This window comes from Telluria sp. RB2R28 (assembly GCF_059685835.1).
This window is the reverse complement of record NZ_JCASIK010000003.1, coordinates 21,628-33,878: the sequence shown is the minus strand read 5'-3', so window position 1 is coordinate 33,878 and position 12,251 is coordinate 21,628. Positions and strand designations below refer to the sequence as shown.

Genomic DNA, 12,251 nt, shown 5'->3' with positions numbered 1-12,251 from the left:
CCGTCGGCCGGACTTCTGCGATAATTTCACGATGAGAGCGCTTACCTTCCAGGCCGGCCCCCTTGCCATGGCCCAGATCGCCGCGCATGGCCTGCGCGCGCAGGACATCGCCATCGTGCCGGCTGCAGCCGGCGGGCCCAAGGGCCTGATCTTCGGCTCGCTCGACGCGTGGCTGTTCGGCGAGTGGTTGCCCACGGCGCCGCGTGAACGAACCCTGATCGGCGCCTCCATCGGCGCCTGGCGCATGGCGGCCGCGTGCCAGAAGGATCCGGCGAAAGCGTTTGCCCGCCTGGCCGAACTCTACACAGGTCAGCGCTACACGCGCCTGAAACCCAGTGCGCAGGAGATCGACGATGTCGTGCAAGCCTTGCTGGCCGAACTGGTGAGCGGGCATGAAGACGACATCATCGGACATCCCCATCACCGCCTGCACATCCTGGCCGACCGTGGCCTGCGTTCGCTGGCCGCGCCGGTCGGCCGCCACGCCGAACTGCGCGGCTTCGCCTCGGCCGCACTGCACAATGCCGGCTCACGGGCCTGGCTGGGGCGCTTGATGGAGAGGGTGGTCATCCATGATGCGCGCAGCCAGGCGCCATGGCTGCGCGAGCCGTTCGACCGTTTCACGACGCATTTTTCGGCACTGACGCGCGCAAATCTGGCCTCTGGCCTGCTGGCCTCGGGCACGCTGCCCTTGATCATGAAAGCGGTGACGGAGATCGCCGAGGCGCCTCCCGGCAGCTATTGGGATGGCGGCATCATCGACTACCACCTGGCCTTGCCGTATGCGCGCGCGGCCGGCGCGGACAAGAGCGAACTGGTGCTGTATCCGCATTTCACCGATCACATCGTGCCGGGCTGGCTCGACAAGAGCATGCCGTGGCGGCGCGCTGCGCGCGGTCCCAACCGCAGCTGGCTGGAGAATGTGCTGCTGGTGACGCCGTCCGCGGAATTTCTGCGCTCGCTGCCGCGCGGCAAATTGCCGGACCGGACCGACTTCACGTCATTCGGCCTCGACCACGACGAGCGCATCCGCGTCTGGCGCCGCGCGATCGGGGAGGGCGAGCGTCTGCGCGATGAACTGGCCGAATTCGCGTTGCGGCCCGACCTGGCGCGCATCCAGCCAATCTAGCTTGTCATTGAGGCAATCGCGAGCGTTGCAGCACGGGGGCGGTGCGCCTTTTTTTTCAGCAGAAAAGCCGGTCCGGGTTACAATGCAGGGTTTAGAGCGGTTCATTGATCGCTCGCTTTTTACCGAATCAGAAAGAGTTCTCATGACCCTCAAATGCGGCATCGTCGGCCTGCCAAACGTCGGCAAGTCCACCCTGTTCAACGCGCTGACCAAGGCCGGCATCCCGGCTGAAAATTATCCGTTCTGCACCATCGAACCGAACGTCGGCGTTGTCGAAGTGCCGGATCCACGCATGGATGCACTGTCGGCCATCGTCAAGCCTGAGCGCATGGTCAACGCCATCGTCGAATTCGTCGACATCGCCGGCCTGGTCGCCGGTGCGTCGAAGGGCGAGGGCCTGGGCAACCAGTTCCTGTCGCACATCCGCGAAACCGACGCCATCATCAACGTCGTGCGCTGCTTCCAGGACGATAACGTGATCCACGTGGCCGGCAAGGTCAGCCCGCTGGACGACATCGAAGTCATCCAGACCGAGCTGGCGCTGGCCGACATGACCGCCGTCGAAAAAGCCATCCACCGCGAAGGCAAGAAAGCGCGCTCGGGCGACAAGGACGCCGCCAAGCTGGTCGCCGTCTGCGAACGCCTGATGCCGCACCTGGACCAGGGCAAACCAGTGCGCACGCTGGGTCTGGACGCCGATGAAATGGAAATGATCAAGACGCTGCACCTGATCACGGCCAAGCCGGCGATGTTCGTGGCCAACGTGTCCGACACGGGCTTCACCAACAACCCGCTGCTGGACCTGTTGACCGCGTACGCCAAGGAGCAGAACGCCCCGATCGTGGCCATCAGCGCCGCGATCGAGTCCGAAATCGCCGAAATGGACGATGCCGACAAGGCTGATTTCCTGTCCGACCTGGGCATGGAAGAGCCGGGCCTCGACCGCCTGATCCGCGCCGCCTACAAGCTGCTCGGCCTGCAGACGTACTTCACCGCCGGCGTGAAGGAAGTGCGCGCCTGGACCATCCACGTGGGCGACACCGCGCCACAGGCGGCCGGCGTGATCCACACCGACTTCGAACGCGGCTTCATCCGCGCGCAGACGATCGCGTATGACGACTTCCTGGCGTACAAGGGCGAGGCTGGCGCGAAAGAAGCGGGCAAGATGCGCGCTGAAGGCAAGGAATATGTCGTCAAGGATGGCGATGTGTTGAACTTCCTGTTCAACGTCTGATCCGCGCCCGGGATACCCGGCGCGCTACCAAAGTAGGGTGGACGGCTATGCCGTCCACGCGTTCAAACCAACCTCGCGCCGTGGTATGGCGAAAGCGGGTTGAACGCGTGGGCGGGAAACCCGCCCACCCTACGACATTGGCCCAGCTGGGCCTTTTTTTACGCCGCCCGAGATTGACCACATGGCCACCCTCACCGAACTCGTTATCTACCCGATCAAATCCTGCGCCGGCCTGTCCGTCCCTGAAGCCCGTCTTGCCCTCGACGGCCTCTCCGCAAACGGCGTGCACGACCGCGAATGGATGCTCGTCACGCCCGACGGCCTGTTCCTGACCCAGCGCGAAGTCCCGCGCATGGCCACGGTCACGCCGCGCGTCGAAGCCACAGCGCTGATCGTCAACGCCCCCGGCATGCCGTCCCTGCACCTGCCACTGGCGCACGACGCTGCCGCGCCCACCGTCGAGGTGCTGCTGTGGGAAGACCGCATCCCCGCCGCCGATTGTGGCGACGCGGCCGCCACCTGGTTCACTACTGCCCTCAAAGCCCCATGCCGCCTGGTGCGCTTCCGCCCCGACGTCCTCCGCCCGACCAGCATCAAGTGGACAAACGGCGTCCCGGCCGCCACGCGCTTTTCGGACGGCTATCCGATCCTGCTGATCGGCCAGGCGTCGCTTGACGACATCAACGCGAAACTCGTGCAGGCCGGCCGCGAGAAGCTACCGATGAACCGCTTCCGCCCGAACATCGTCGTCGATGGCATTGGCGCGTTCGAGGAAGATTTCGTCGCGGCCTTCCAGAGCGACGGAATGACGCTGCGCCCCGTCAAGCCCTGCGCGCGCTGCCCGATCCCGGCCGTCGACCAGATGACCGGCATTCCCGGCCCCGATCCGCTCGACATCCTGCAAGCCTGGCGCGCCAATCCGCGCATGGACGGGGCCGTCACGGTGGGCATGAACGTGATCGTGCAGGAGGGCATTGGCCAGACGCTGCGCGTCGGCCAGCCATTGAACGTCGAGCTCGCTTTCTAGCTCGAGCGCGCCACTGTCGCAAAATCGCCTAACCGCCTGCATGATCAGGCGGTTTTTCGTATCCAAGCTCAGGAACATGGCGTAATGTTACGGTTATTGCTGAAAGGAATTCTTCATGCACGAGCCGGGCATTTCGTCGCGGGAACTGATGGCGGAAAACGAGACCTTGCGCGCACGCATGGCGTATCTGCTCGAACAGGCCGAGCGCAATCACGAAATCATGTGCCGCCATCAGGCGTTCGACTTGCAGATCGTTGGCGCCAGCAGTTTTCCTGACCTGGTCGGCACGATCTTCAGCACGCTGCCGGTGATCTCGGACCTCGATATCGTCACGCTCTCGCTGATCGACCAGAACGCCGATATCTACACGGTCATGCACCGCCTCGGCGTCGATTTTGAAACGCTGCCCAACCTGATGTTCTGCGAGCACGCGGTCGAGCTTGGCTTTGACATGGCGCCGGAGCATCAGCCGCGGCCCATCCTGGGCCCCTATGCGCCGGGCCGGCATCGCGCGATGTTCCCACAGCCGCCGGCCGATCTGCGCAGCGTGGCGCTGGTGCCGTTGATGCGCAACAAGCGCCTGATCGGCAGCCTGAACCTGGGCAGCACGGACGCAAGCCGGTTCACGCCGGCGCTGGGTACCGATTTCGTCGAGCACATGGGCTCGATCATTGCGATCTGCCTCGAGAACGTGATCAGCAACGAGATGCTCAAGTACATCGGCCTGACCGATTCGCTCACCGGCGCCTACAACCGGCGCTACATGGACCGGCGCCTGGCTGAAGAAATCGCGCGCGCGCGGCGTCAGGGCTACCGCCTGTCCTGCATGTACATCGACATCGACCACTTCAAGCGCGTCAACGATACGGTCGGCCACCAGGGCGGGGACGATGTGCTGCGCGAGGTGTGCACCCGCATCAAGGCCGAACTGCGGATGTCCGATACGCTGTGCCGCTTCGGCGGCGAGGAATTTGTCGTCGTGCTGATCGACGCCGACCTGGAAAACGCGAGCATCGTCGCCAACCGCATCCGCACGAGCGTGGCCGGCTTGCCGGTGGACCTGACCACGGGTGAGCAAGTGAGCGTGACGGTGTCGATCGGCGTGGCGGCGCTGACCGACTTCGAGCGCGATCACGCTATCGAAGGCGTCGCGCAGGAACTGATCGCATCGGCCGACGCGGCGCTGTACCAGGCCAAGGCCGCGGGCCGCAACCAGGTCGTCACGTTCACGTAACGCCTACAGCAGCCGCTCCTCTGCGCGGCTGACTGCTTCGCTGTCCCCGCGCAGCACCACGACGTCGCCCGCCGCCAGCAGCACGGCCGGGCCGGGCGCGATGTTCTGGCCACCGCGCCGCAAGGCCGTTACTTCCACCGCCACGTCCTGCAACTGCAACGCGCCCAGCGACAGGCCGATCGCGCCGGCCTGCGCGTGCAAGCGCACCGAATGCAGCTTCACCTGGCCATGTTCGAGATCCGCACCGCTATCGTCCGCACCGTGGAAGTAGCCGCGCAGCGTGGCGTAACGGCCCTTGCGCGCGGCCTGCACGCGGTGCACCACGCGGCGCAGCGGCACGCCCAGCGTGACCAGCGCGTGCGAGGCGAGCATCAGGCTGCTCTCGAGGGCTTCCGGCACCACCTCGGTCGCACCGGCTGCCTTGAGCACGTCCATGTCGCCATCGTCGTGACTGCGCACGATCACGGGCAGGGCGGGCGCCAGCTCGTGCACCAGGTGCAGCACCTTGAGCGCCTGGCGCGTGTCGGCGAACGTGATCACCAGCGCGCTGGCGCGGTGTACGCCGGCCGCGATCAGGCTTTCGCGGCGCGCTGCGTCGCCGTACGACACCGACGCGCCGGCCGCCTGCGCCTTCTGCACCCGCTCCGGATCCAGATCGAGCGCGTACCACGGCAAGGCTTCTTCTTTGAGCAGCGTGGCCAGGCTCTGGCCACTGCGCCCGAAGCCGGCGATGATCACGTGCTTCTGGGTAGTCATGGTGCGCGTGGCCAGTTGCGTCAGCTGCAGCGACTGCATCATCCACTCGTTGGCGGCGACCTTCATCACGATCCGGTCCATGTAGCCGATGATGAAGGGCGCGAGCAGCATCGACAGCACCATCGACGCCAGCACCAGCTGCATCACGAACGGATCGATCAGCTTCGAGCCGGATGCATGGCTGAGCAGCACGAAACTGAACTCACCGGCCTGCGCCAGCGCGAGACCCGTGCGCAGCGCGGTGCCGAGCGGCGCGCCGAATGCGCGCGCCATCAGCACGATCAGGCCGGCCTTGAGCAGCACCACGAGCGCCAGCAGCAGCGTGACCTGCCACCAGTACTGGCTCACCAGGCGCAGGTCGAGCAGCATGCCGATCGTGATGAAGAACAGGCCAAGCAGCACGTCGCGAAACGGCTTGATGTCTTCTTCCACCTGGTGCTTGTAGGGCGTTTCGGAAATGAGCATGCCGGCGACAAAGGCACCCAGGGCCAGCGACAGGCCGGCCTGCTCGGTGATCCAGGCCGACCCCAGTGTCACGAGCAGCAGGTTGAGCATGAACAGCTCTTGCGAGCGGCGCTTGGCCACGATCGTGAACCACCGCCCCATCAGCTTCTGGCCAAAGAACAGCAGCAGCGCCAGCACCAGGCCTGCCTTGAGCGCGGCCAGGCCCAGCGTGATGGCCATGTCCTCCGGGTCGCGCGCGAGCGCCGGGATCATGATCAACAGCGGCACCACCGCCAGGTCCTGGAACAGCAGGATGCCGATGATGCGCCGCCCGTGTTCGCTCTCGAGCTCGAGGCGCTCGGTGAGCAGCTTGACGACGATCGCCGTGGACGACATGGCCAGCGCGCCGCCCAGCGCGAACGCGGCCTGCCAGGCCAGCGTCAGGTGGGGCATCAGGTAGGCCGCCAGCAGGCCGATGCCCATTGCCGCGGCGACAGTCGACACCACCTGGCCGAGCCCCAGTCCGAACACGATGCGGCGCATCGAGCGCAGCTGCCCAAGCGAGAATTCGAGCCCGATCGAGAACATCAAAAAGACGATGCCGAATTCGCCCAGCGCATGGGTGGTGGGGCTGTCTTCGGCCAGGGCCAGGGCGTGGGGGCCGATCAGGACACCGACGGCCAGGTAGCCGAGCATCGGCGGCAGCTGCAGGGTGCGAAAGGCCACCACGCCGAGGACGGCGCAGCCAAGCAGCAACAGGGTAAGTTCAAGACCAGAATGCATGGGGTGAAGCGGGCGATGGTTGTGGTGGCGATACGCCGTGTGGCGTGCTTGTCATCGAATGTTACGACTGGCAAGTTTTTTGCTTTCGCAATTCGTTTATACTTCTGGAATGAGTGTAACTGATGACCAAATAATGCTGAAAAGTTTTGACGAAACCCTGGCGCAGCGCGTGCTGGCGCTGGGTCGCCAGACCCTGGCGATCGAGGCCGATGCCATCGTTGCATTGCACGCGCGCCTGGGCGACGACAGCAGCTTCGTCGATGCCGCGCAGCTGATCTACGCCGGCACGGGCCGCGTGGTCGTTTCGGGCATGGGCAAGTCGGGCCACATTGGCCGCAAGATCGCCGCCACGCTGTCGTCCACCGGTACGCCGGCGTTCTTCATGCACCCGGGCGAAGCAGCGCACGGCGACCTGGGCATGGTCACGGCGAATGACATCTTGATCGCCATTTCCAATTCGGGCGAATCGTCCGAACTGCTCGACATCCTGCCAGCCGTGAAGCGCCTGGGCGCGCGCGTTATCGCCATGACCGGCAAGCCGGCTTCGCGCCTGGCCAGGCTGGCCGACGTTCACCTGAATATCGCGGTGGCCAAAGAAGCCTGCACGCTCAACCTGGCGCCAACCACCAGCACCACCGTCACGCTGGCCATGGGCGACGCGCTGGCCGTGGCGCTGCTCGACGTGCGCGGTTTTCGCGAGCAGGATTTCGCGCTGTCACATCCGGGCGGCGCGCTGGGCCGGCGCCTGCTCACGCATGTGCGCGACGTGATGCGCACCGGCGACGCCATCCCGTCGGTGGGCCTGGATGTCCCGCTGGTCAAGGCGCTGCTCGAGATCAGCCAGAAGGGCATGGGCATGACCGCCGTGGTCGATGCCGATGGCCGTCCGCTGGGCGTGTTCACCGACGGCGATTTGCGCCGCGTGATCGAGCGCATGCACGATTTTTCGAACGTCCTGATTCGCGATGTCATGCACGCCAATCCGCGCAGCGTGCGCCCGGAGCAGCTGGCGGTCGACGCGGTCGCCGTGATGGAAGAATTCCGCATCAACCAGATGCTCGTGATCGATGAGGCGGGTCAGCTGGTCGGCGCGCTGCACATCCACGACCTGACCCGCGCAAAGGTGATTTGATGAACACTCCTGTATTGGCCCATATCGAGCGCGCTGCGCGCATCAAGGTCATGATCTTCGACGTCGACGGTGTGCTCACCGACGGCAGCCTGACCTACGGCCCCGATGGCGAAGTCACCAAGACCTTCAATGTGCTCGATGGCCTGGGCATCCAGATGCTGGGTAAATCCGGTGTACAGACCGCGATCATCAGCGCGCGCCTGTCGCCGATTGTCGTCCGGCGCGCCGCCGACCTGGGCATCTCGCATGTCTACCAGGGCAACCACGACAAGCGCATCGGCTTTGCCAATCTGCTCGACGCCACCGGCTTTACTGCCGACCAATGCGGCTACATCGGTGACGACGTGATCGACCTGCCGCTGTTCGCGCGCGTCGGCTTTGCCGTCGCGGTACCGTCCGGCCATCCGGACGTGCAGCACCGCGCGCATTACGTGACGAAGAATGGTGGCGGACGTGGCGCGGTGCGCGAGATCTGCGACCTCGTCATGCGCGCGCAGGGCACCTATGACCAGGCGCTCGCGCCGTATTTCGCCTGACCGCCATGGCCACGATCGCCTCCAACAAACGCACCGCGCATCGCTGGAATCTGCTGGCGATGATCGTGATCGGCGTGTTCTTCGCCTTCGGCAGCTTCTGGCTGCTGCAGTTGATGCAGGGGACCGAGATCGATGCGCAGCTAGGCGGCCCGCCCGACGAGCCGGATTACATCGTCGAGAACTTTTCGTTTGTGCGGATGACGCCCAACGGCCAGCCGAGCTACGTGGTGTCGGGCAAGCGCCTGGCCCACATCCCGCAAGGGGACGTGTCGAACGTCGACCAGCCGCTCATGCGCGGCATCGAACCGGGTCGTCCGCCGATGACGGTGGTGGCCAGGAACGCGCGCATCTTCCACGAAGAACACCGCGTCGAACTGTTTGGCGACGTCGATCTGCAGCGCCCGAAGACGCCCGCCAGCGAAGCGCTGCGCGTGCGCACGCAGGCCATGACCGTGTTGCCCGACGAAGAAATCGTCAAGACCGACCAGCCGATCGACATGGAGCTTGGCGCGTCCAGCCTCAAGGCCACCGGCATGATGGCCAACAACGCGACCATGCAGATGCAATTGTCCGGCCGCGGCCGTATCGTCTATCCGCCACGCCAGCGCTGAAGGCCATCAGCCATGCGCGCGTGCTAACCCAGGACCAGCACCATAATGAAAAAACTTTTTGCTGCCGCTTTCTTTTCACTCCTTTCCTTGACCGCCATGGCCGAAAAGGCCGACTCGCTCAAGCAGGCGGCGCTCGAATACGATAACGGCGACCTTGATGGCGTCGCAGGCGTACGCACCTTCACCGGCAACGTGATCCTGACCCGCGGCACGCTGCTGGTCAAGGCCGAACGCGCCGTCGTCAGGGAGACACCCGAAGGCTATATGAGCGTGACGCTCACCGCCGCCAACGGCAAGCCCGCCACGTTCCGTCAGAAGCGCGACGGCGGCCCGAACCTGTGGGTCGAAGGCCAGGCCGAACGCATCGAATACGACGAACGCTCGGAGCTGGTGCGCCTGTACTCGAACGCCGTCGTCAAGGAACTCGAAAACGACCGGATGACCAACCAGATGACCGGCCCGTTCATCTCGTACGACAACCGCAAGGAAGTCGTCGCCGTGCGCAATGATGTCAGCGGCGAGAGCAAGGTTGGCGGCGGGCGCGGCACGCTGATCCTGGCGCCCAAGCGTGCGCCGGCCGGAGGCACGCAATGACGGAACTGAACGATCGCAGCACGCTGGTCGTCAAGGGCCTGCAGAAAAGCTATGGCAAGCGCCTGGTCGTGCGCGACGTGTCGCTCGATGTCGAATGCGGCGAAGTGGTGGGTTTGCTGGGCCCGAACGGCGCCGGCAAGACCACCTCGTTCTACATGATCGTCGGCCTGGTGCCGTCGGACGCCGGCTCGATCAGCATCAACGGCACCGACATCACCAGCCTGCCGATCCATCGCCGCGCGGTGCTCGGCCTGTCGTACCTGCCGCAGGAAGCGTCGGTGTTTCGCAAGCTGACGGTGGAAGAAAACATCCGCGCCGTGCTCGAACTGCAGAAGGTCAACGGCAAGTCGCTCACCAAAACCGAGATCAGCGACCGCCTCGACACCTTGCTGGCCGACCTGCAGATCGAGAAGCTGCGCGAGAACCCGGCGCTGTCGCTGTCGGGCGGTGAGCGGCGCCGCGTGGAGATCGCGCGCGCACTGGCCACCAACCCGCGCTTCGTGCTGCTCGATGAACCGTTTGCCGGCGTCGATCCGATCGCCGTGATCGAGATCCAGCGCATCGTGCGCTTCCTCAAGGAGCGCAAGATCGGCGTCCTGATCACCGACCACAATGTCCGCGAGACGCTTGGCATCTGCGACCGCGCCTACATCATCAATCAGGGCGCGGTGCTTGCATCCGGCCGCCCCGACGATATCATCGCCGACGAGTCGGTACGGCGCGTGTACCTCGGTGAACATTTCCGCATGTAAGCCATACTCAATTGATGAAACAGTCCCTTCAGCTCCGCACTTCGCAGCACCTGGCGCTCACGCCACAGCTGCAGCAATCGATCCGGTTGCTGCAGCTGTCCACGCTCGAACTGCATCAGGAGATCGAGCAGATATTGGGCGATAACCCGCTGCTCGAAAGGCTCGACGATCCGCTCGATCATTCGGTGCGCTTGCTGGCCGATGGGGCCATCAACAATGCGCCGGCACCTGGCGAGGCGCCGCCGGCGCCGGGCCAGCAGGCCGAGGGCGAAGGCAGCGCGCCGGCCGAGGGCGAGGGCGCTGAAGGTGGCGGGGTCGATGGCGACCGGCCCGACAACGAGTGGAGCGAAGGCAGCGGAACGTCGTCCGGCAGCGCCAGCAGCGACGATGAAGACGGCCGCCCGCAGCTGGAGGCGTGCGCCATCACGCTGCGCGAACACCTGATGGAACAGGTGCGCGAAACGCTGCTGTCGACCCGCGACCGCGCGCTGGCCGAACTGGTGATCGACGCGCTCGACGACAACGGCTACCTGGAAGAACCGCTCGACGACATCCACGCGCGGCTGCCCGAAGAACTCGACGTCGACCTCGACGAACTGCGCTGCGCGCTGGCGATGGTGCAGAGCATGGACCCGGTGGGCGTGGGCGCGCGCAGTGCGGCCGAATGCCTGGCGCTGCAGATCCGGCGCATGCCGGGCGTGCCGATGGTCACGCGCCGCATGGCCCTGAAGATCGTCGAAGGCTACCTGACGTGGTTCGCGCAGCGCGAATACAGCAAACTGAAAAAAGCGCTCGATTGCGACGACGAAGACCTGCGCGAAGTGCAGGCCGTGGTCCGCCAGTGCAATCCGCACCCGGGCGCCGCGTTCGCGTCGAACGTGTCGGATTACGTGGTGCCGGACGTGATCGTGCGGCGCGCCAAGAACGGCTGGGCGGTCACGCTGAACCCGGACGTCATGCCGCGCCTGCGCGTGAACAGCCTGTACGCCACGATGCTCAAGCAGGGCCGCAGCGAGAGCCAGATGGGCGCGCAGATGCAAGAGGCGAAGTGGCTCATCAAGAACATGCGCCAGCGTTTCGACACGATCCTGCGTGTGGCCGAGGCGATTGTCGAGCGCCAGCGCAACTTTTTCAGCCATGGCGCGGTTGCCATGCGGCCCCTTGTTTTGCGCGAGATAGCTGATACACTAGGTCTGCACGAGAGCACGATCTCTCGTGTCACAACCCAGAAATACATGCTGACCCCGCACGGCATGTTCGAGTTGAAGTATTTCTTCGGTAGCCACGTTGCCACTGAAGCGGGCGGCGAAGCATCCTCAACGGCAATCCGTGCGCTCATCGCACAATTGACAGGAGCAGAAGACCCTAAGAATCCATTATCCGACAGCAAGATCGCGGAAATGCTCGGGGAACAAGGCATGGTCATTGCGCGCAGGACGGTCGCAAAATACCGTGAAGCGCTCAAGATCCCCCCCGTCAGTCTCCGCAAAGCCTTGTAACAACGCCGCTCATACAGTCTGTGCCTTCAGCTCCTGTGTGGTGCAAGCGACGTGACATCTTCAAAGGAGTGTGTATGAACCTCACCATCAGTGGTCACCATCTCGAAGTCACCCCTGCCATCCGTGAATACGTTCAGAATAAGCTGGAACGCATTATTCGCCATTTCGATCAAGTCATAGATACCCACGTCTTCCTGGCCGTCGATAACCTCACTGAAAAAGAAAAAAGGCAAAAAGCTGAAATCAATGTCCAGGTGTCGGGCAAGACCCTGCACGTGGCGAGCGTCGCGCAAGACCTGTACGCCGCGATCGACATGTTGATGGATAAACTGGATCGACAAATCCTGAAGCACAAGCAGATGCTCAAAGACCATAACCGCACAGCGATCAAACGCCTGGACGTCAACGAAGCAGACGTCGCTGCCGCCTGATCGAGCGCAGGTCACCACCGCCAGGGGCGTCTTTTCGGGACGCCCTTTTTGCATCCCGCTGCCGGTAAAATACGTGTTTCCTTTCGATG

General features: G+C 64.4%; 12 protein-coding genes. 11 read left to right on the top strand and 1 reads right to left on the bottom strand.

Translation table 11 applies throughout. The features are described 5' to 3' along the window. Positions 1-31 precede the first annotated feature (31 nt). The 4 genes from AC56LV_RS12420 (at position 32) to AC56LV_RS12405 (ending at position 4,624) form a co-directional block, all read left to right on the top strand. On the top strand, positions 32-1,129 hold the full coding sequence (locus tag AC56LV_RS12420) for a patatin-like phospholipase family protein (RefSeq protein WP_499558062.1): 1,098 nt from the start codon (positions 32-34) through the stop codon (positions 1,127-1,129). Between the two features lie 142 nt (positions 1,130-1,271). Continuing rightward, positions 1,272-2,363, top strand: a complete 1,092-nt coding sequence (ychF, locus tag AC56LV_RS12415; protein ID WP_499558060.1) for a redox-regulated ATPase YchF — start codon at positions 1,272-1,274, stop codon at positions 2,361-2,363. A 181-nt stretch (positions 2,364-2,544) separates the two neighbouring features. Then, complete coding sequence (locus AC56LV_RS12410) at positions 2,545-3,390, top strand: MOSC domain-containing protein (protein WP_499558058.1); 846 nt, start codon at positions 2,545-2,547, stop codon at positions 3,388-3,390. A gap of 115 nt (positions 3,391-3,505) precedes the next feature. Then, the gene (locus AC56LV_RS12405) at positions 3,506-4,624 is read left to right on the top strand and encodes a DUF484 family protein (RefSeq protein ID WP_499558056.1); all 1,119 of its coding nucleotides are present in this window, start codon (positions 3,506-3,508) and stop codon (positions 4,622-4,624) included. 3 nt (positions 4,625-4,627) lie between these two features. On the opposite strand, the gene AC56LV_RS12400 is transcribed toward AC56LV_RS12405, so the two are convergent. Next, entirely contained in the window at positions 4,628-6,607 is a 1,980-nt protein-coding gene (locus AC56LV_RS12400) for a monovalent cation:proton antiporter family protein (protein ID WP_183554143.1), read from the bottom strand. A gap of 109 nt (positions 6,608-6,716) precedes the next feature. Here AC56LV_RS12400 and AC56LV_RS12395 point away from each other — a divergent pair, with 109 nt between their 5' ends. The 7 genes from AC56LV_RS12395 to hpf all read left to right on the top strand — a co-directional run bounded on the left by AC56LV_RS12395 (position 6,717) and on the right by hpf (position 12,162). Further along, positions 6,717-7,739 (top strand): KpsF/GutQ family sugar-phosphate isomerase, encoded by a 1,023-nt coding sequence (locus AC56LV_RS12395; protein WP_499558054.1) that lies wholly within the window; start codon positions 6,717-6,719, stop codon positions 7,737-7,739. Next, positions 7,739-8,275: a KdsC family phosphatase gene (locus AC56LV_RS12390; RefSeq protein WP_499558052.1), complete on the top strand. Its 537-nt coding sequence runs from the start codon at positions 7,739-7,741 to the stop codon at positions 8,273-8,275. The genes AC56LV_RS12395 and AC56LV_RS12390 overlap by 1 nt, the downstream gene beginning before the upstream one ends. A 5-nt stretch (positions 8,276-8,280) precedes the next feature. After that, positions 8,281-8,886, top strand: a complete 606-nt coding sequence (gene lptC, locus AC56LV_RS12385) for an LPS export ABC transporter periplasmic protein LptC (RefSeq protein WP_499558050.1) — start codon at positions 8,281-8,283, stop codon at positions 8,884-8,886. 45 nt (positions 8,887-8,931) lie between these two features. Continuing rightward, the gene (gene lptA / locus AC56LV_RS12380) at positions 8,932-9,480 is read left to right on the top strand and encodes a lipopolysaccharide transport periplasmic protein LptA (RefSeq protein ID WP_343026501.1); all 549 of its coding nucleotides are present in this window, start codon (positions 8,932-8,934) and stop codon (positions 9,478-9,480) included. Next, positions 9,477-10,232 (top strand): LPS export ABC transporter ATP-binding protein, encoded by a 756-nt coding sequence (lptB, locus tag AC56LV_RS12375; RefSeq protein WP_183554134.1) that lies wholly within the window; start codon positions 9,477-9,479, stop codon positions 10,230-10,232. Before lptA ends, lptB begins: the two co-directional genes overlap by 4 nt. Positions 10,233-10,246: 14 nt before the next feature. Then, positions 10,247-11,731 (top strand): RNA polymerase factor sigma-54, encoded by a 1,485-nt coding sequence (locus tag AC56LV_RS12370; protein ID WP_499558048.1) that lies wholly within the window; start codon positions 10,247-10,249, stop codon positions 11,729-11,731. A 74-nt stretch (positions 11,732-11,805) separates the two neighbouring features. After that, positions 11,806-12,162, top strand: coding sequence for a ribosome hibernation-promoting factor, HPF/YfiA family (gene hpf / locus AC56LV_RS12365; RefSeq protein WP_499558046.1), 357 nt, complete (start codon positions 11,806-11,808; stop codon positions 12,160-12,162). Positions 12,163-12,251 lie beyond the last annotated feature (89 nt).